17 protein-coding genes are annotated in these 19,877 nt (G+C 71.8%); 11 read left to right on the forward strand and 6 right to left on the reverse strand.

Going from position 1 to position 19,877, the window contains the following annotated elements:
* Positions 1-8: 8 nt before the first annotated feature.
* The gene (locus tag ACIRFL_RS25695; protein ID WP_404032689.1) at positions 9-3,053 is read left to right on the forward strand and encodes an alpha-mannosidase; all 3,045 of its coding nucleotides are present in this window, start codon (positions 9-11) and stop codon (positions 3,051-3,053) included.
* A 300-nt stretch (positions 3,054-3,353) separates the two neighbouring features.
* Here ACIRFL_RS25695 and ACIRFL_RS25700 read toward each other — a convergent pair whose 3' ends face one another.
* From ACIRFL_RS25700 to ACIRFL_RS25715, 4 genes are all read right to left on the reverse strand, one after another.
* Positions 3,354-4,457 (reverse strand): ATP-grasp domain-containing protein, encoded by a 1,104-nt coding sequence (locus ACIRFL_RS25700; protein ID WP_404032692.1) that lies wholly within the window; start codon positions 4,455-4,457, stop codon positions 3,354-3,356.
* 303 nt (positions 4,458-4,760) lie between these two features.
* Entirely contained in the window at positions 4,761-4,988 is a 228-nt protein-coding gene (locus ACIRFL_RS25705; protein ID WP_404032695.1) for a hypothetical protein, read from the reverse strand.
* Between the two features lie 186 nt (positions 4,989-5,174).
* The gene (locus ACIRFL_RS25710) at positions 5,175-5,723 is read right to left on the reverse strand and encodes a toxin-antitoxin system, toxin component (protein ID WP_404032872.1); all 549 of its coding nucleotides are present in this window, start codon (positions 5,721-5,723) and stop codon (positions 5,175-5,177) included.
* Between the two features lie 32 nt (positions 5,724-5,755).
* Positions 5,756-6,412 carry a helix-turn-helix domain-containing protein gene (locus tag ACIRFL_RS25715; protein WP_404032697.1) on the reverse strand — a complete coding sequence of 219 codons (657 nt, stop codon included), beginning with the start codon at positions 6,410-6,412 and terminating at the stop codon, positions 5,756-5,758.
* Positions 6,413-6,644: 232 nt separating this feature from the next.
* Here ACIRFL_RS25715 and ACIRFL_RS25720 point away from each other — a divergent pair, with 232 nt between their 5' ends.
* Positions 6,645-7,316, forward strand: a complete 672-nt coding sequence (locus ACIRFL_RS25720; RefSeq protein ID WP_404032700.1) for a hypothetical protein — start codon at positions 6,645-6,647, stop codon at positions 7,314-7,316.
* A gap of 75 nt (positions 7,317-7,391) precedes the next feature.
* Here ACIRFL_RS25720 and ACIRFL_RS25725 read toward each other — a convergent pair whose 3' ends face one another.
* The gene (locus tag ACIRFL_RS25725) at positions 7,392-8,174 is read right to left on the reverse strand and encodes a cache domain-containing protein (protein WP_404032703.1); all 783 of its coding nucleotides are present in this window, start codon (positions 8,172-8,174) and stop codon (positions 7,392-7,394) included.
* A 33-nt stretch (positions 8,175-8,207) separates the two neighbouring features.
* Complete coding sequence (locus ACIRFL_RS25730) at positions 8,208-8,966, reverse strand: FadR/GntR family transcriptional regulator (protein ID WP_404032706.1); 759 nt, start codon at positions 8,964-8,966, stop codon at positions 8,208-8,210.
* A gap of 95 nt (positions 8,967-9,061) precedes the next feature.
* Between ACIRFL_RS25730 and ACIRFL_RS25735 the strand changes: the two genes are divergently transcribed.
* The 9 genes from ACIRFL_RS25735 to ACIRFL_RS25775 all read left to right on the forward strand — a co-directional run bounded on the left by ACIRFL_RS25735 (position 9,062) and on the right by ACIRFL_RS25775 (position 19,721).
* A complete protein-coding gene (locus ACIRFL_RS25735) occupies positions 9,062-10,099 on the forward strand; it encodes an ABC transporter ATP-binding protein (RefSeq protein ID WP_404032709.1) in 1,038 nt (345 codons plus the stop codon).
* Between the two features lie 25 nt (positions 10,100-10,124).
* A complete protein-coding gene (locus tag ACIRFL_RS25740) occupies positions 10,125-11,324 on the forward strand; it encodes an ABC transporter substrate-binding protein (protein ID WP_404032711.1) in 1,200 nt (399 codons plus the stop codon).
* 4 nt (positions 11,325-11,328) lie between these two features.
* Positions 11,329-12,234: an ABC transporter permease gene (locus ACIRFL_RS25745; protein ID WP_404032713.1), complete on the forward strand. Its 906-nt coding sequence runs from the start codon at positions 11,329-11,331 to the stop codon at positions 12,232-12,234.
* Between the two features lie 10 nt (positions 12,235-12,244).
* Positions 12,245-13,060: an ABC transporter permease gene (locus ACIRFL_RS25750; RefSeq protein ID WP_404032716.1), complete on the forward strand. Its 816-nt coding sequence runs from the start codon at positions 12,245-12,247 to the stop codon at positions 13,058-13,060.
* A gap of 721 nt (positions 13,061-13,781) precedes the next feature.
* Positions 13,782-14,780, forward strand: coding sequence for a LacI family DNA-binding transcriptional regulator (locus ACIRFL_RS25755; protein ID WP_404032719.1), 999 nt, complete (start codon positions 13,782-13,784; stop codon positions 14,778-14,780).
* A 119-nt stretch (positions 14,781-14,899) separates the two neighbouring features.
* Positions 14,900-16,252: an ABC transporter substrate-binding protein gene (locus ACIRFL_RS25760; protein WP_404032722.1), complete on the forward strand. Its 1,353-nt coding sequence runs from the start codon at positions 14,900-14,902 to the stop codon at positions 16,250-16,252.
* 5 nt (positions 16,253-16,257) lie between these two features.
* Entirely contained in the window at positions 16,258-17,211 is a 954-nt protein-coding gene (locus tag ACIRFL_RS25765) for a carbohydrate ABC transporter permease (RefSeq protein WP_404032724.1), read from the forward strand.
* Positions 17,208-18,083, forward strand: coding sequence for a carbohydrate ABC transporter permease (locus tag ACIRFL_RS25770; protein ID WP_404032728.1), 876 nt, complete (start codon positions 17,208-17,210; stop codon positions 18,081-18,083). Before ACIRFL_RS25765 ends, ACIRFL_RS25770 begins: the two co-directional genes overlap by 4 nt.
* Before the next feature lie 30 nt (positions 18,084-18,113).
* The gene (locus tag ACIRFL_RS25775; protein ID WP_404032731.1) at positions 18,114-19,721 is read left to right on the forward strand and encodes a glycoside hydrolase family 13 protein; all 1,608 of its coding nucleotides are present in this window, start codon (positions 18,114-18,116) and stop codon (positions 19,719-19,721) included.
* Positions 19,722-19,877 lie beyond the last annotated feature (156 nt).

Below are 19,877 nucleotides of genomic sequence, written 5' to 3' on the forward strand. Positions count from 1 at the left end.
AGACTCCCATGCACGACGAACGCCGCCGGATCGAGGAGCGCGCGGAGCGCCTCCACAACCAGCGCATCAAACCCGCCCTGTACGCGGCCACCGTGCCCCTCGACATCGCGGCCTGGCAGGCGCCGGGGGAGCCCGTCCCGTTCGCGGAGGCCGCGGCCGCCCCCTACGAGCCCTTCGCCACGGGCACCCCCTGGGGCCCGCCGTGGGGCACCACCTGGTTCCGGATGCACGGCCGGGTGCCCGACGACTGGGCGGGCCGGCGCGTCGAGGCCGTCATCGACCTCGGCTTCGTCGGCGACTGGCCCGGCAACCAGGCCGAGGCCCTGGTGCACCTGCCCGACGGCACCCCGCTGAAGGCGGTCAACCCGCTCAACCAGTATGTGCCCATCGCCCACCCCGCGAGCGGCGGTGAGCGGGTCGACTACCTGGTCGAGGCGGCCTCCAACCCGGACATCCTGGCGAACGACTTCGCAGGACCGACCCCGCTCGGCGACGTGCTCACCGCCGGCGACGCGCCCCTGTACACCTTCCGCCGCGCCGACCTCGCGGTCCTCGACGAGGACGTCTTCCACCTCGACCTGGACCTCCAGGTGCTGCGCGAACTGATGGCGGAGCTGGGCGAGCACGAGCCGCGCCGGCACGAGATCATGCACGCCCTGGACCACGCGCTGGACCAGCTCGACCTCGACGACATCGCCGGCTCGGCGCCCGCGGTGCGCGCCGCGCTCGCGCCCGTGCTCGCCAGACCAGCCCACGCCAGCGCCCACATCATCTCCGGTGTCGGCCACGCCCACATCGACTCCGCCTGGCTGTGGCCCATCCGCGAGACCAAGCGCAAGACGTCCCGCACCTTCTCCAACGTGACCGCACTGGCCGACGAGTACGAGGAGTTCGTCTTCGCCTGCTCCCAGGCCCAGCAGTACGAGTGGGTGCGCGACAGCTACCCGAAGGTGTGGGCCCGCATCCAGGAGGCGGTCGAACGCGGCCAGTGGGCGCCGGTCGGCGGCATGTGGGTGGAGGCCGACGGCAACCTGCCCGGCGGCGAGGCCCTGGCCCGCCAGCTGGTCCACGGCAAGCGGTTCTTCATCGAGCACTTCGGGATCGAGACCAAGGGCGTGTGGCTGCCGGACTCCTTCGGCTACACCGCGGCCTATCCGCAGCTCGCCAAGCTCGCAGGCAACGAGTGGTTCCTCACCCAGAAGATCTCCTGGAACCAGACCAACACCTTCCCCCACCACACCTTCTGGTGGGAGGGCATCGACGGCACCCGCATCTTCACGCACTTCCCGCCCGTCGACACCTACAACGCCGCCCTCACCGGGGAGGAGATGGCCCGCGCCGTCCACAACTACCGGGAGAAGGGCGGCGCCACCCGCTCGCTGGCGCCCTTCGGCTGGGGCGACGGCGGCGGCGGCCCCACCCGCGAACTCATGGAACGGGCCCGCCGGCTGCGCGACCTGGAAGGCTCACCCAAGGTCGAGGTGGAACACCCGGACGCGTTCTTCGCCAAGGCCCGCGCCGAGTACGAGGACGCCCCCGTCTGGGTCGGCGAGCTGTACCTGGAGCTGCACCGGGCGACGTACACCTCGCAGGCGCGCACCAAGCAGGGCAACCGGCGCAGCGAACACCTGCTGCGCGAGGCGGAGCTGTGGGCGACGACCGCCGCCCTGCACGCGCCGGGTTACGCCTACCCCCACGAGCGGCTGGACCGGCTGTGGAAGACGGTCCTGCTGCACCAGTTCCACGACATCCTGCCGGGCTCCTCCATCGCCTGGGTGCACCGCGAGGCGGAGGCCGAATACGCCCGCGTCGCACAGGAGTTGGAGGCACTGACGACCGAGGCGGTGGCCGCGCTCGGCGACGGGGCGGCACGGGTGTTCAACACGAGCCCCTTCGACCGCGCCGAGGTGGTCCGCACGGCCGACGGCACCCCGGTGTACGTACGGGTGCCCGCGCAGGGCAGCGCCGAGCTGACCGGGGCCGACGCGCCGGCCCGTCCGGTCGAGGTCGCGCAACGGGTGCTCGACAACGGCCTGGTGCGCGTCGAGGTCGCCGCGGACGGCACCCTGACCTCCGTACGCGACCTGCGGGCCGACCGCGAGGTACTGGCCGGCCGGGGCAACCTGCTGCGGCTGCACACCGACCTGCCCAACTACTGGGACGCCTGGGACATCGACAAGCACTACCGCAACCGCTACACCGACCTGCTGGAGCGGGACTCGGTGACGGTCGTCGAGCAGGACCCGCTGATCGGCGCCATCCGGGTGGAGCGCTCCTTCGGCAAGGGCTCCAGGATCACCCAGACGATCACCGTACGGGCCGGCAGTCCGCGCATCGACTTCGAGACCGAGATCGACTGGCACGAGGCGGAGAAGATCCTCAAGGCGGGCTTCCCCGTCGACATCCGGGCACCGCACTCCAGCGCCGAGATCCAGTTCGGCCACATCCAGCGGCCCACCCACACCAACACCAGCTGGGAGGCGGCCCGTTTTGAGGTCTCCGGCCACCGCTGGGTGCACATCGCCGAGCCCGGCTACGGCGTCGCCGTCATCAACGACTCGACCTACGGCCACGACGTCACCCGCACCGTCCGCGAGGACGGCGGGACGACGACCACGGTCCGGCTCAGCCTGGTGCGCGCCCCGCGGGTCCCGGACCCCGGCGCCGACCAGGGCAGGCACCGCTTCACCTACTCCCTGCTCCCCGGCGCGAGCATCGAGGACGCGGTCGCCGAGGGGTACGCGCTCAACCTGCCGCTGCGGTCGGCGCGGTCGGCGGGTGCCCCGGCGCCGGTGGTCTCCACCGAGGGCGACGGCGTCACCGTGGAGGCGGTGAAGCTCGCCGACGACGGCTCCGGCGACGTGATCGTACGGATCTACGAGTCCCGCGGCGGCCGGGCCGACGGCCTGCTGCGCACCGGCTTCCCCCTGGCCGGCGCCCAACTGACCGACCTGCTGGAACGCCCGCTGGGCCCCGCGAACACCCACGGCAACACAGTCCCGGTAACCCTACGCCCCTTCGAAATCCAAACCCTACGCCTGACCACCACCTGAAACCCCACAGCCACCCCGCGCCCCGCAAGGGGCGCGGGGATCTCCCCGACCAACCACGATCGGCCTGCGCCCCGTAAGGGGCGCGGGGAACTGCGCGACCAGCCACAACCAACCCGCACCCGCCCGATCGCCCCCGCCCCCCGTTCGCCGACGCGCTCCCACCACATACCGCAGATTTCCAACGGGGGGCCTGCGCCCCGTAAGGGGCGCGGGGAACTGCGCGACCAGCCACAACCAACCCGCACCCGCCCGATCGCCCCCCGCCCTCCCGTCGCTGGGGCGAGACCCGCGGGGACACACTCACCCCAACGGCAACACCACAGCCGCGGCAACCGCCGGAGGCAACGGCTCGGCCTCCTCCGATTGCTGCCGGTCGACCGGAACGGACCGCAGCGGACGCGGCCCCGACACCACCGTGTAGTCCTGCCCGAGGAACGGCGGCACGATCTGCCCGGGGTCCTCCCCGAGCGCCAACTGCACCGCCGCCCAAGGGGCGTTGATGCCGCACAGGGACAGCTGGTACAGGCCGCCCGCGGGCCGTGTGTTGACGTCGAGCAGCACCGGCCGGTCGCCGTACATCCGGAACTGGATGTTGGACAGATGGTGCAGCCCGAAGCCCTCGGCGATCAGCCGGGCGGGCTCCAGCCACTGCTCCTGGAGCGTGAACCCGCGGCGACGGCCGTTCTTGGTGCGGCCGACGGACAGCCGGACCCGGTTGTCCGGCCCGGTCAGGCAGTCCACGGACACCTCCGGCTGCTCCAGTCGCGGCATCACCAGCCAGTCCACCGGGTGCTCGGCCCGGCGGAGCGCCGAAACGACTAGGTCCAGCTGGACGTAGGGCCCGGGGAACCCGCCGAGCTGCAGCAGCGAGAAGGGGCTGCGGGTGATCACACGGAAGCCCACGCCACCGGCGCCGGAGGCCGGTTTGAAGCATGCCCTGTGCCCGCCCGCCTCCAACTCCTCGACGGCGGCGATGAGTTCGTCGGCCGTCCGGACCCGTTGGAACGGCGGCACCGGCACCCCGACCGAGCGGACCGCCTCGTACGCGGTCGCCTTGTCCTCGAAGACGGCGATCGCCTGCGGGGTCGGCGCCAGCAGCGCCGTGCCGGCCGCCTCGAACTCGCCGCGGTGCGCGACGATGGCCGCCTGGTGCAGCCGGGGCACGAACACGTCGATGCCGCGCCGGGCGCACTGGTCCAGCGCGTACTCGACGTACCCGGCCGGGGACAGGCCCTCGGGTTCCAGGTCGGCGGTGTCGGCGGCGGCGAGTACGGGGGAGTCGGCGTCCCCGTGGGTGGCGTGGATCTCGACCGCGCGGTCGCTCGGGTTTCTGCGCAGCTGATCCATGAAGAACACGTTCTCCGCGTACGTGCGGTTGAGCCAGACGCGTACGCGAGAGAGCATGCAGGCCGCCCTTTCGGGGTTTTCGGGCAGGGCACAGCGGCCCGTGCCCGGGCAAGGTGGTGGGAGGGACACCGAACCGCCCGTGCTGAGGGAGATCGGGACGGTGGTGTTGGGGCGATCATACGGCTTTCCGGAGGCCCGTCTGCAACGTGCGTGTTACGGATTCCCCCCTGCCGGGTGTCGGTTCTTGCGCAACCCGGATCGGGCCGTCCGGACGCCCGCCGCCGGCCCTGCGTCCGGACGGCGGGCGGTCTCACCCAGGCGCCGCGGGCCGCGACGCGCGCGGCGCGGCGGCACCTCTGCTCAGGGCTGCGGGCACCAGGTGTGCAGCAGCCGGAAGAACGCCTCCTCGTTGCCGGCGAGTCCCGCGTCCGTCAGCGCCTGTTCCGCCTCGGCGAGCGCCTGGGGTGGGACCAGGAACGGCCCGCCGCCGTCCGGTGGGCCGTCGAATGCAGCGCGCACCGTATGGAGCAGCCGGAGATAGGACTGTACGGCGGTACGCTCGCGGTCGGTCAGTACGGCGGTGGTCATCGGTCGGCTCTCCCCGGGTCGGCTCTGCGGTCACGCGCCGGGACGGCGCGTACGCCGCGCGTGCCGGCGGCGCCCCTCCAGCTTGCCGTCCGCCACTGACAACGCCGTCCGTCCACACGCGTTGTCGCCCGCTCGGCCGAGCCGGAACCCGCTGGGGCCGGCTGCGGGCCGTGCGGCGGGGCGGGGTCAGCCCTGGGGGCCGCGGTAGCCCAGGGACGCCTCGATCCGGCCCGCCAGGTGGTCGCGTTGCGCGGGGCCGCGCAGCGCCGAACCCGTCAGCCACGTGCGGCACTTGCTGGCGAGGAGCAGGCCGAAGGTCTCGGCCTCGCGCTCGTCGTGGAGGTCGAAGCGGGTGCGTGCGGCGACCCGGTGCACCGCCGCCTGGAGGGCGGCCTGGCCGGCGTCGCCGACGCCGTCGCCGAGCAGCCGTGCGGTCACGGCCGCGCCGCCGACCTGGTGGCCGCGGTGACCGGCCTGCATGTGCCACAGCTCGTGGCCGAGGATCACCAACTGGTGGTCGGGCGCGGTGCGTTCCTCGACCACGATGAGGTCCTGGTCCGTCATGTCCAGCCACAGCCCGCTGGCCGTATCGGTCGGGAAGACGGCCGTACGGAAGTGGACGGGGCGGCCGCGGCGGCGGCTCATCGCATCGCACAGGGCGGTGTAAAGGTCCCGCGGACGGGCAGGCGTGGGCAGTGTCAGTTCTCCGAGCAGCGCCCCGCACAGCCGCCGCATGTCCTTGCCGATGCCCACGTTCCTCCCCCGGCTCACGACTCGGGCCGCTTGACGCTCTCCAGGAGCATGTCCAGCCACTCGGCGACCTTGTCCCGGTGCTGGTCGGTGGGGAGCTGCGCGGCGCGCCAGGCGATGCCCCGCACACCGTGGTCCTGCAGCAGCCGTTCCAACGGGTCAGCGGCGGCCTCGGCCGCCGCCCGCTCGCGGTCGGCGAGCTTTTGCAGCAGTTCCTGCTCGGTGCGCTGGAGGGCGCCCGCGACGGCCTCGGAGTCCTCCGCGGTGAGGAATCCGGCGTGCACGCGGAAGAAGCGCTGGAGGGCGTCGCAGTGCTCCATGGTGGGCCGGCGGTCGCCGTTGATGAGGGCGCCGGCCTGCTGCCGGGACATGCCCGCGCCGTCGGCGATCTCCTGCTGGGTGTACTTGCGTCCGTTGGGTTTGAGCCGGGTGCGGCGCAACAGGTCCAGGCGTTGCAGAAAGCGGGCCTGCACATCGGGTTCGCCCGCGGACCGGCCGCTCAGGAGGGCCCTGACGACGGGCTCGGGGACGCCGCAGGCGACGGAGAGCCGCGGGGCGTCGAAGACTTCGGGGTGCGGCACGCCGAGCCGGTCGGCGAGCGCGGTGACGCGGGCGACGACGGCCGGCAGCTGGGCGGTCGCCGCGGCGCCCGGATCCTCGTAGCCATCCGTCACCGACAGAACTCCTACATCTCTCAAGGGATTCAGTGCCCTGCCACCAGAGATTGCCGTGAACTTCCCGGAGGGTAGCCCGTGCCTCGAACCCACATCCAGGTCTCGCCACAACTGTGGCCAATTTCAGCCGTCAACCGCCATGAAATGCCACGATAGTTGACACGACTGTCGTCGGGGCAGCAGGATCACTTCGCCGCGTGAAGGCCGCATAGGCAAGAGGGGTGACCTCCCGATGGCATATCAGGCAGGTGGGCAGCGGCCGGCGCCGCGGCCGGTCCCCGAGGGCCGCGAGGCCCAGGCGTACCTCCAGGACTACGCCACGCTCCTCGAATCGGTGCCGTTCCCGTCCCTCGTCGTCGACCACCGCTGGGACGTGGTCCTCACCAACGGCGCGTTCGAGACGCTGTTCCGCGGGATCGGCCCGCATCCCACGGCCATGCCCGGTGACAACTTCCTCCGCTTCGTCCTGTTCCACCCCGACGCGGGCACGGTCCTCAGGGACCACGAGTCGAGCTGGGGCCTGCCGATGTTGGCCCACTTCAAGTACGCCCTGGAGCGGTACGCCCACGACCACGGACTCCAGGCGATCCGCCGGGAGATCGCCCAGGACCCGATCATGGAGGCGGCCTTCCGGCAGGGCCTGCCGCACTGGATCCGCGCGGTCGGCGAGGGCGCGGCCGAGCACGACGGCGCCGTCCGCCCGCTGCTGCACCCGGACCCGCGCTGGGGCGCCACCGACTGCCGGATCGTGAGCGACACCCCGAAGACCCTCCGGGAACTCGGCTACATCCGTCTCACGCTCGTGCTGCGCGACCCCCGCCGCCCCGCGGTCACCGCGCGCCGCCCGCGCCGCGCCCCCGGCACGGCCACCCATCTGACCGTCGTACCCACCCCGGAGCCCTGACCCGGCACCGCCGGCGTTCAGGTCGCCGACGGCGCCGGGCGGGTCCGCCGTGCGCCGGCTCAGCCCACCGTGCGCCTAGCCCGCCGTCACGACCAGCACCAGCGGCACGCCACGACAGGGCACGAGCCGCCTTGCGCCGGACCGCTTGGCGCGCGCCCGCTTGAGGACGGCCGCGAAGTCGGGCCCCCTGGTGAGCGATCCGGCCAGGTGGGCCGGGTCCGCGGAGGCCGCGACCCGGCCGCGGGCGTTCACCAGATGGGCGGGGCCCGGCAGCCGGCGCAGCAGGGGCAGCGCGGCGGCCTCGAAGTCACGCAGGCGGACATCGGCCGCGGCCACACCCGTGAACCGGCCGGCCACCCTGACCGGCGCGGACAGGGTGAGGATGTACTCGGCGGAGCAGAGGTAGTCGACATATGGCCCGACCACGGCCCGCAGCCCCGTGTCCCGGGGCAGCGCGAACCAGTCCCAGTGCGTGTAGTCCGCGTACGCCGACCGCTCGGGATCGAGCAGCGGCGCGAGCGGCCGTACGTCCCCCTCGGCGCTGGTCTGCCACCACTCAAGCCAGGCCGGTACGTCGCCCAGCAGGCCGGGCGCGGCGATGAAGCCGATGCCGCAGACCAACTCCTGCCGGGCGAGCCGCAGATGCAGTCCCGGCCGCAGCGCGGCCAGATCGGCGCAGACCGGCGGCCGGCCCCGCGCGGCGACGCGGGTCAGCAACTCGGCCGTGTCGGCGCGGGTCTGCGCGACGGCGTCGAAGACCGCCTCCAGCACCGCGCCCACCCGGGCCGCGACCCGTTCCTCGGCCCGCGTGTCGAGCGTGCCGGGCGCGGCGCCGACGGGTCCGTGGCTGCTGCGCATGGCGCCCTCCAGCGGACGGGGACCGGCGGGTCCCTACAGGGTGAGCCGCACCGCGACCAGCCGCGCCGTCGACTCCTGCACGCACCGCTCGGCCAGCGAACCGGCCGAGGCGTGCGCCCCATCCTGCACGGCCGCGATCACGCGGAGCTGACGGTCTGCGACTTCTTCACGATATTCGTCGTCCCCGAGCACGAGGCAGAGCAGCGCACCGACCTCCGTCTGCAGGGCGACCTGCTCCCGGGTGAGGCGGGCGGACTGGGCCGCCGCCGCGAGTTCCACGTGGAAGCGGCCGTACACCCGGCTGCGGGCCGCCGGGCCCGCGGCCCCGGCCAGTTCCCCGGCCGTGCGGCGCAGCGGGGCCAGGTCGTCCGGCTCGGTGCGCCGCGCCGCGAGCCTGGCCGCCGCGCCGGACAGCGCCGCCCAGTGGTCGCCGAGGTCGCGCAGTTCCTCCGTGCTCCAGCCGCGCAGCCGGGCCCGGAGCCGGTCCGCGCCGGGGAGTTCGGGCAGCGAGACGAAGCTGCCGCCGCCACGGCCCCGCCGGGTGGTGACCAGGCCCTGCTGGCGCAGCGCCATCAGCGCCTCCCGCAGCGTCACCGTGGACACCCCGAGCCGGCCGGCCAGTTCGCTCTCGCCGGGCAACTGCTCCCCGTCGGCGAGCAGTCCGAGTTCTATGGCGTCACCGAGCCGGTGGACGACCGCGTCGACCCGGGCCCGGCTGTCCACCGGGGCGAAGACGGCGCGGCGGGCGCCGCCGCCGTACCCCTGCTGTTTCACGGTCACCACCCTGCGCATTGACCCAGGCTTTACCCCGAGGCGGTCTTGAGCTTTGAACTATGACTTCATATGTTTCTGGGCAACGACCGCGAGCGCCAGAAAGGTTCCCGCCCATGGAGGGAAGCGCGATCCGGCTGCAGGGACTGCGGAAGTCCTTCGGCGAGACGACCGCCGTGGCCGGGATCGACCTGGAGGTCCGGGACGGGGAGTTCTTCTCGATGCTCGGCCCGTCCGGCTCTGGCAAGACGACGGTCCTGCGGCTCGTGGCCGGCTTCGAGACCCCGACCGAGGGCCGGATCGAACTGGCCGGTCAGGAGGTCACCGGCCGCGCCCCCTTCGAGCGGGACGTGCACACCGTCTTCCAGGACTACGCGCTCTTCCCGCACATGACGGTCGAACAGAACGTCGCCTACGCCCTCAAGATACGCAAGGTACCCAAGGCCGAACGCCTCGTGCGGGCCCGCAAGGCGCTCGCCGAGGTCCGCCTGGACGGCTACGGCAAGCGGCGTCCCGCCCAGCTCTCCGGCGGCCAGCGCCAGCGCGTCGCGCTCGCCCGCGCCCTGGTGGGCCGGCCCCGTGTGCTGCTGCTCGACGAGCCCCTGGGCGCCCTCGACCGCAGGCTGCGCGAGCAGATGCAGGCCGAACTCAAGGCGCTGCAACGGGAGGTGGGCATCACCTTCGTCTTCGTCACACACGACCAGCAGGAGGCCCTGGCGATCAGCGACCGCATCGCCGTCTTCCACCAGGGCCGTATCGAACAGGTCGGCACCCCCGCCGAGATCTACGAACGCCCCGCCACCGCGTTCGTCGCCTCCTTCGTCGGCACCTCCAACCTGCTCGCCGGCGAGGCGGCCCAGCGCGTCGTCGGCACCCCCGGCACCTATAGCATCCGCCCCGAGAAGATCCGCCTGCTGAAGGAGTCGGCCGTCGCCGACGAACCCGGGCACGCCACCACCACCGGCACCGTCGCTGAGGTCGTCTACCTGGGCGACACCACCCGCTTCCTGGTCGACCTCGACGCCGGCGGCCGGCTCACCGTGCTCCAGCAGAACCTTCAGACCACCGCAGAGGACGTCGCCGCCCACCGCGGCGCCCGGGTCCGCCTCCAGTGGCACCGGCGCCACACGGTCCACGTGCCCGCCCCCCGTTGAAACCGCCCGACGTAGGGAGAACCGCGTGCGCCCCATCCGAACCCTCCAGACGACGGCCGCCGCCGCGCTGCTCCTCGCCGTCGCCGCCTGCGGCTCCTCCGGCTCCGGCGGCGACCGGGCGGCCGGCGGCCTCAACCCGCCCGACCTGAAGGCGCCGACGAAGCTCGGCGCGAGCGAGGGCAGCGTCAATCTGATCGCCTGGGCCGGCTATGTGGAGGACGGCTCCAACGATCCGAAGGCCGACTGGGTCAGCGGCTTCGAGAAGCAGACGGGCTGCCAGGTGCACTCCAAGGTGGCCGCCAGTTCGGACGAGATGGTCAAGCTGATGAAGACGGGGGAGTACGACGCGGTCTCGGCCTCGGGCGACGCGTCCCTGCGTCTCATCGCCTCCGGGGACGCGGCCCCCGTCAACACCGCGCTCGTGCCGAACTACAAGGACGTCTTCGCCGACCTGAAGATGCAGCCATGGAACTCCGTCGACGGCAGGGCCTACGGCATCCCGCACGGCCGGGGCGCCAACCTCCTCATGTACAACACGCGGAAGGTCACCCCCGCCCCGACCTCCTGGGCCGCCGTCTTCGACGACGCCGGCCGCCACAAGGGCCACGTCACGGCCTATGACTCGCCGATCTACATCGCCGACGCCGCGCTCTACCTCAAGGCCACCCGGCCCGAGTTGGGCATCAAGGACCCCTACGCGCTCGACCAGAAGCAGTTCGACGCCGCCGTCGCGCTGCTGAAGAAGCAGAACGCCGACATCGGCGAGTACTGGGGTGACTACCTCAAGGAGGTCTCCGCCTTCAAGAGCGGCGACTCCGTCGTCGGCACCACCTGGCAGGTCATCGCCAACCTCGCCGCCGACGAGGGCGCCGCGGTCAAGGCCGTCGTACCGAAGGAGGGTGCGACCGGCTGGTCGGACACCTGGATGGTCTCCGCCAAGGCCAAGCACCCCGACTGCGCCTACAAGTGGCTCGACTGGATCGTCTCGCCGAAGGTCAACGCCCAGGTCGCCGAGTACTTCGGGGAGGCACCCGCCAACGCCAGGGCCTGCGCCGAGACCACCGACAAGAACTTCTGCACGACCTACCACGCGGCCGACACGGCCTACTGGAAGCGGATCGCCTTCTGGAACACGCCCATCGAGCAGTGCCTCGACGGCCGCACCGACGTGACATGCGTGCCCTACGCCCGGTGGGTCCAGGCGTGGACCGAGATCAAGGGCTGACACCATGACCGCCGTCGCGCAGGGCCCCGGGCGCAGCGCCCCGGACCCCGGGCCGCTCGGGCGGCTCGCCGGGGCGCTGCACCGCCGCCCCCGCCTCCGTCTCGCCCTGCTGCTCAGCGCCCCGCTGCTGTGGCTGGCCGTGCTCTACCTCGGCTCGCTGGCCGTGCTATTCGTCTCCGCGTTCTGGACGACGGACTCCTTCACCTCCGAGGTGGTGAAGGTCTGGTCGACCGACACCTTCCACACGCTGCTGACCACCCCCGTCTACCGGCAGGTGATCCTGCGCAGCATCGGCGTGGCCCTCGCGGTCACCGCCCTGTGCGCGGTGATCGCCTTCCCGGTCGCCTGCTACACCGCACGGGTCGCCCGCCCGCGGTGGCGCCCGCTGCTCGTCGTCGCCATCCTCACCCCGCTGTGGGCGAGTTACCTGGTCAAGGTGTACGCCTGGCGGCTGATCCTGTCCCAGGGCGGGCTCGCCGACTGGATGCTGGCGCCGTTCGGGCTCGGCGGCCCCGGGTTCGGACTCCGGGCCACCGTGCTGACCCTCACCTACCTCTGGCTGCCGTACATGATCCTGCCCGTCCACACGGCGCTGGCCCGGCTGCCCGACCGACTGCTCGACGCCTCCGCCGATCTCGGGGCACGCCCCTGGCGCACCTTCCGCTCCGTGGTGCTGCCGATGGTGCTGCCGTCGGTCGCCGCCGGATCGGTGTTCACCTTCTCGCTCAGCCTCGGCGACTACATCACCGTGCAGATCGTCGGCGGCAAGACCCAGCTCATCGGCAACCTCGTCTACTCCAACATCGAACTGAACCTGCCCATGGCCGCCGCGCTCGGCACCGTCCCCGTCGTCGTCATCGTGCTGTACCTGCTGGCGATGCGCCGCACCGGCGCGCTGAGCAGCCTGTAGAGGAGCCGCCGTGCAACTCTCCCGTACCGCGCGGATCGCGCTGCGCGTCGCCGCCGGGTTCGGCTTCGCCGTCGTCTACGTGCCCCTGCTGCTGGTCCTCGTCAACTCGCTGAACCCGGACCGCAGCGCGAGCTGGCCGCCGCCCGGGCTGACCGGCCGCTGGTGGTCGGCCGCCTGGCACAACTCGGGGGCACGCGCGGCGCTGTGGGTGTCCGTCAGGGCGGGCCTCGGGGCCACCGCCGTCGCGCTGGTGCTGGGCACGCTGATCGCCTTCGCGGTGGCCCGGCACCGGTTCTTCGGGCGGGACACCGTCTCCTTCGTGGTCGTCCTGCCGATCGCGCTGCCCGGCATCGTCACCGGCATCGCGCTCAACTCGGCCTTCGGTACGGTCCTCGAACCGCTGGGTGTGGGGCTCGGACTGTTCACCGTGGTCGTCGGGCACGCCACCTTCTGCATCGTGATCGTCTTCAACAACGTCGTCGCCCGGCTGCGGCGCACCTCCGCCGCGTACGAGGAGGCGGCGATGGACCTGGGCGCGCACACCTTCCGCGCGTTCGTCGACGTCACCTTCCCGCTGGTGCGCTCCGCGCTGTTCGCGGGCGGGCTGCTCGCCTTCGCGCTCTCCTTCGACGAGATCGTGGTCACCACCTTCACCGCGGGGCCCGGCATCCAGACCCTGCCCCTGTGGATCTTCGAGAACATGACCAGGCCGCAGCAGGCACCGGTGGTCAACGTGGTGGCGGCGGTGCTCGTCCTGCTCTCGGTGATCCCGATCTACCTCGCCCAACGCCTGTCATCGGACACGGCGACCGAGAGCCGGATCTAGCGGTTCGGAGAGTGCCGGCCCGCCGACGCCGGCCGCGCGGCGCTCGCAGCCCTCCGTGGGTGGGTGGTTCCGGTCTTCGGTGGGGTGGCCGGACGCGACGAGCAGCGCGGGCGTCGTCGTGGGGAAGTCGTGGCGCGCGCCGGTCGGATGGGGAGAGGGTGGCGTGGAACGCGTGGGCCACTTCCCGGTCCGCGCAGGCCCGCGCCACCGCCCCTCCGCGCGCGGGAACCGAATCTTCCACGGCGGTCCCACCCGGCGGGCTGCTCCGCCGCGGTCCGCACGACGTTGCGCTGCGCAAGCCAGACGTGCAGCGGGCCCGCGGCGGCCATGACGGCGACGAGTGCGATCACAGGCCGGGGACGGGCGGGGAACGCCGGAAACCCCGGACCTCGCGGAATCGCCCGGCCCACCAGAACCGCCTGGCCCCCTGACGCCCGGCGACCCCGGCAATCCCCAGAACTGCCCGTGAACACCGGGACCACCGTGAACGCCGAGACCTCCCGGAGCCCCGGGACCCGTGAACCTCGGGACCACCGTGAACGCCGGAACGCAGGTGAACCTCGGGACCTCGGGGAACCCCGGGACCCACGTGAACCCGGGGCCCCGGGAACCCAGGACCCCCGGGAACCCTGGGACCGTCGGCGAGGCGGGGCAGCATGCGCGGGGCTCCCGCAGGTCTCCTACGCAAGCGGCTTGCGTAACTTGCGCTACCCTTGCGGGCATGACGCGACGACTTGCGGAAGTGGCCAAGAAGGTCGGGGTCAGCGAGGCCACGGTCAGCCGGGTGCTCAACGGCAAGCCCGGAGTCTCCGAGGCCACACGGCAGGCGGTGCTGTCCGCCCTCGACGTCCTCGGCTACGAGCGGCCCACCCAGCTGCGCGGCGAACGGGCCCGGCTCGTCGGCCTCGTCCTGCCCGAGCTGCAGAACCCCATCTTCCCGGCGTTCGCCGAGGCCATCGGGGGCGCGCTGGCCCAGCTCGGGCTCACCCCGGTGCTGTGCACCCAGACCAAGGGCGGGGTCTCCGAGGCGGACTACGTCGAGCTGCTGCTGCAACAGCAGGTCTCCGGCGTGGTGTTCGCCGGCGGCCTGTACGCGCAGGCGGACGCGCCGCACGACCACTACCGGCAGCTCGCCGACCGCAACATCCCGGTGGTGCTCGTCAACGCGGCCATCGACGACCTCGGTTTCCCGGGCGTGTCGTGCGACGACGCGGTCGCCGTGGAGCAGGCGTGGCGGCATCTGGCCTCCCTCGGGCACGAGCGGATCGGCCTGGTGCTCGGGCCGGGCGACCACGTTCCTTCGGCGCGCAAGCTCGCCGCCGCCCGCGCCCTCGCGGGCGGGCTGCCCGACGCGCACGTGGCCCGGGCGATCTTCTCCATCGAGGGCGGCCACGCGGCCGGGGCCAAGCTGATCGACCGCGGGGTCACCGGCTTCATCTGCGCCAGCGACCCGCTCGCCCTGGGCGTCGTACGGGCCGCCCGGCGCAAGGGGCTCGACGTGCCCGCACAGGTCTCCGTCGTGGGCTACGACGACTCCGCGCTGATGAACTGCACGGAACCGCCGCTCACCACGGTCCGCCAGCCCATCGAGTCGATGGGCCGGGCCGCGGTCGAGCTGCTCAACGCGCAGATCGGCGGCACCTCCGTACCGGCCGATGAGCTGCTGTTCGAGCCGGAACTGGTGGTCCGCGGCTCCACCGCGCAAGCGCCGCGTGCCTGAGATCCAGCAGATCCCATCTGCTGTCGAATAATTACAGATTCTGCGCGACATCTTGCGAAGCGCTGTCGCCGGTGCTTGAGTGTGCGGCGCCCACAGCTCCTGTCCAGAGGGGTCCACCGATGTCAAGCACCGGCCTGAGCCGCACCTTTGTCGCGATCGGCGTCTGTTCCTCCCTTGCCCTCGCCGCCTCGGCCTGCGGGTCGTCCGACGACGAGTCGGCCGGCGGCAAGACCCGCATCACCGTCAACTGCGAGCCGCCCAAGAGCGCCAAGGTCGACCGGAAGTTCTTCGAGGAGGACATCGCCGCCTTCGAGAAGAAGAACCCGGACATCGACGTCGTCGCACACGACGCCTTCCCCTGCCAGGACCCGAAGACGTTCGACGCGAAACTGGCCGGCGGTCAGATGGAAGACGTCTTCTACACCTACTTCACCGACGCAAGACACGTCGTGGACATCAACCAGGCCGCCGACCTCACCCCGTACGTCAAGGAGCTGAAGAGCTACGAGACCATCCAGAAGCAACTGCGCGACATCTACACCGTCGACGGGAAGGTCTACGGCATCCCGCGCACCGGCTACTCGATGGGCCTGATCTACAACCGCAAGCTCTTCGAGAAGGCGGGCCTCGACCCCGACAAGCCGCCGGCCACCTGGCAGGAGGTACGCGCCGACGCCAAGAAGATCGCCGCGCTCGGCGGCGGCACCGTCGGCTACGCCGACTACAGCGCCCAGAACCAGGGCGGCTGGCACTTCACCGCCGAGCTGTACTCACAGGGCGGCGACGTCGTCAGCGCCGACGGCAAGAAGGCCACCGTCGACACCCCCGAGGGCCACGCCGTCCTGCAGACCCTGCACGACATGCGCTGGAGCGACGACTCGATGGGCAGCAAGCAGCTCCTCATCATCAACGACGTGCAGCAGATGATGGGCTCGGGCAAGCTCGGCATGTACCTCGCCGCCCCCGACAACATCCCGATCCTCGTCAAGGAGAAGGGCGGCGACTACAAGGACCTGGCGCTCGCCCCGATGCCCGGCGGCAAGGCCACGCTCATCGGCGGCGACGGCTACATGTTCAACAAGAAGGCCACGCCCGAGCAGATCCGGGCCGGACTCAAGTGGCTCGACCACATGTTCCTCACGCCGGGCTCCGGCTTCCTCGGCGACTACGCCCGCGGCCGGCAGAACAACGCCCCGGTCGGCCTGCCCGAGCCGCGTCTGTTCACCGGAGCGGCCGACGCCAAGGACCAGGAGATCAAGAAGGCCAACGCCAACGTCCCGGTGGAGAACTACCGTGCCTTCCTCGACGGCAACCAGAACCTCCGGATGAAGATCGAGCCGCCGAACGCCCAGCAGATCTACTCCGTCCTCGACGGGGTTGTCTCCGCCGTCCTCACCAAGGAGGACGCGGACATCGACCAGCTCCTCAAGGACGCCTCCGGCAAGATCGACGGCATTCTGGCCCGGAGCTGACCGCGATGACGAAGACGGCAGCGCGGCGGGACGTCCCGGCCCTCGCCGTACGCCCCCTTCCGGCGCCGCCCCCGGTAGGGGGCCGGGGGCGGCGCCGCCTGAGCGACCAGCTCCGGGCCTACGGATTCCTCCTCGGCGGCCTCGTCTGCTTCGCCCTGTTCTCCTGGTACCCGGCGATCCGCGCGGTCGTGATCGCCTTCCAGAAGTACACACCGGGCTCCCCGCCCGAGTGGGTCGGCACCGCCAACTTCACCCGGGTCCTGCACGATCCGGAGTTCGCGGCGGCCTGGCGCAACACGCTCACCTTCACCCTGCTCGCCCTGCTCATCGGCTTCGCGATCCCGTTCGTCCTCGCCCTGGTGCTCAACGAACTGCGGCACGCCAAAGCCTTCTTCCGGGTCGTGGTCTACCTGCCGGTGATGATCCCGCCGGTGGTCAGCGCCCTGCTGTGGAAGTGGTTCTACGACCCGGGGGCCGGCCTCGCCAACGAGGCGCTGCGCTTCGTGCACCTGCCGACCTCCACCTGGTCCAACGGCGCCGACACCGCCCTGGTCTCCCTGGTGATCGTGGCGACCTGGGCCAACCTGGGCGGCACCGTGCTGATCTACCTGGCCGCTCTCCAGTCCATCCCCGGCGAGCTGTACGAGGCGGCCGAACTGGACGGCGCGAGTCTCCTCCAGCGCGTGCGGCATGTGACGATCCCGCAGACCAGGTTCGTCATCCTCATGCTGATGCTCCTTCAGATCATCGCCACCATGCAGGTGTTCACGGAGCCGTTCGTCATCACGGGCGGGGGCCCGGAGAACGCCACGGTCACCGTCCTGTACCTCATCTACAAGTACGCCTTCCTCTACAACGACTTCGGCGGCGCCTGCGCGCTCAGCGTGATGCTCCTGGTCCTGCTCGGGGCGTTCTCCGCCGTCTATCTCAGGCTCACCCGCTCGGAGGGGGACGCATGAGCACCCGGACCCTCGTCTCCCCGTCCGTGCTGGCCCGGCCGCGCGGCAAGGCCCTCTACTGGACCGTGTTCACCGGCACCGTCGTGCTCTTCGCGCTCGCCTTCCTCTTCCCCGTCTACTGGATGGTGACCGGCGCGATGAAGTCGCCGGACGAGGTGGCACGGACCCCGCCCACCCTCGTCCCCGAACGCTGGCACATCGACGGCTTCACCGACGCCTGGGACCTCATGCAGCTGCCCCAGCACCTGTGGAACACCGTGGTGCAGGCCGCCGGCGCCTGGGCGTTCCAGCTGGTGTTCTGCACGGCCGCCGCCTACGCCCTGTCCAAACTGAGACCCGCCTTCGGCAAGGTGGTACTCGGCGGCATCCTGGCCACCCTGATGGTCCCGGCCCAGGCCCTGGTCGTACCGAAGTACCTGACGGTCGCCGATCTGCCGCTGATCCACACGAGCCTGCTCAACGACCCCCTCGCGATCTGGCTGCCGGCCGTCGCCAACGCCTTCAACCTCTATCTCCTCAAGCGCTTCTTCGACCAGCTCCCGCGGGACGTGCTGGAGGCGGCCGAGATCGACGGCGCCGGAAAGCTGCGCACCCTGTGGTCCATCGTGCTGCCCATGTCCCGCCCCGTCCTCGGCGTGGTCTCCATCTTCGCGCTGGTCGCCGTCTGGCAGGACTTCCTGTGGCCGCTGATGGTCTTCTCCGACACCGACAAACAGCCGATCAGCGTGGCCCTGGTCCAGCTGTCCCAGAACATCCAGCTGACCGTGCTGGTCGCCGCCATGGTGATCGCCAGCATCCCCATGGTCGCCCTGTTCCTCGTCTTCCAGCGGCACATCATCGCCGGGATCAGCGCCGGCAGCACCAAGGGCTGACACGGCCCCCTCGACAGAAAGGCACGCACTGTGGGACAGCCCACCCAGGCCCGCGACCAGAGCGACTGGTGGCGCTCCGCCGTCATCTACCAGGTCTACGTGCGCAGTTTCGCCGACGGCGACGGAGACGGCACCGGGGACCTCGCGGGAGTCCGCGCGAAACTCCCCTACCTCGCCGAACTCGGCGTGGACGCACTCTGGTTCAACCCCTGGTACCTGTCGCCGATGAAGGACGGCGGCTACGACGTCGCCGACTACCGGGTCATCGACCCGGCCTTCGGGACCCTCGCGGAGGCGGAGAAGCTGATCGCGGAGGCCCGGGAACTGGGCATCCGCACCATCGTCGACGTCGTACCGAACCACGTCTCCGACCAGCACCCCTGGTTCCGCGCCGCGCGCGCCGCGAAACCGGGCAGCCCAGAGCGCGCGCTGTTCCACTTCCGGCCCGGGCGCGGCGAGCACGGCGAACTGCCGCCCAACGACTGGCCGTCCCAGTTCGCCGGCTCCACCGAACCGGTGTGGACCCGGCTGCCCGACGGCGACTGGTACCTGCACCTGTTCACACCCGAGCAGCCCGACCTCAACTGGGCCCACCCGGCGGTCCGTCAGGAACACGAGGACATCCTGCGCTTCTGGTTCGAGCGGGGCGTCGCGGGTGTCCGCATCGACTCGGCGGCCCTGCTCGCCAAGGACTCCACGCTGCCGGACCTCACCGAGGGACAGGACCCCCACCCGTTCGTCGACCGCGACGAACTCCACGACATCTACCGCTCCTGGCGCACCGTCGCCGACGCCTACGACGGCGTCTTCGTCGGCGAGGTGTGGCTGCCCGACCCGGAGCGCTTCGCCCGCTATCTGCGCCCCGACGAACTCCACACCGCCTTCAACTTCTCCTTCCTGTCCTGCCCCTGGGACGCCGGGCGGCTGCGGGACTCGATCGACACGACGCTCGCCGAGCACGCCCCGGTGGGCGCCCCGGCCACCTGGGTGCTCTGCAACCACGACGTGACCCGCACCGTCACCCGTTACGGCCGCGTCGACACCGGCTTCGACTTCGCCGCCAAGGCCTTCGGCACCCCGACCGACCTCGCCCTGGGCACCCGGCGCGCCCGGGCGGCCGCGCTGCTGTCCCTGGCCCTGCCCGGCGCGGTCTACCTCTACCAGGGCGAGGAACTGGGCCTGCCCGAGGCCGACATACCGGTGGACCGCATCGAGGACCCGATGTACGTCCGTTCCGGCGGCACCGACCCGGGCCGCGACGGCTGCCGGGTGCCGCTGCCCTGGGTGGCCGAGGCGCCGTACGCGGGCTTCGGATCCCGGCAGGAGCCCTGGCTGCCGCAGCCGGCCGGCTGGGCCGACTACGCCGCCGACCGGCAGCAGCGGGACCCCGCCTCGATGCTCGCCCTCTACCGCGCGGCGATCCGGCTGCGCACCGCCTTCGGGCACGGCCCGCTGACCTGGCTGCCCGCCCCAGAGGGCGTTCTCGCCTTCACCCGCGCGCAGGGCGCCACCTGTGTGGTGAACCTCGCCGCGGCCCCCGCCGACCTGCCCGCGCACCGCGAACTCCTGCTCACCAGCGGCCCCCTGGACGACGAGGGCCGGCTGCCCCAGGACACGGCGGCCTGGCTGCACACCTGAGCCGCCGCACCCCCGCTGTCCCCGTCCACCGGACGGTCCACCGGACCCCCTGCCGTGCCCGTCCACCGCACGCTCGTGATCCCCGCACGCCCCGCCGTTTCCCTCCACGGCACCCCGCTGTTTTGCACCTCGCTCATCCCCGCACCCCCACCACGA

The organism is Streptomyces sp. NPDC102462 (genome assembly GCF_044765425.1).
In the GTDB taxonomy this organism is placed as follows: Bacteria; Actinomycetota; Actinomycetes; order Streptomycetales; family Streptomycetaceae; genus Streptomyces.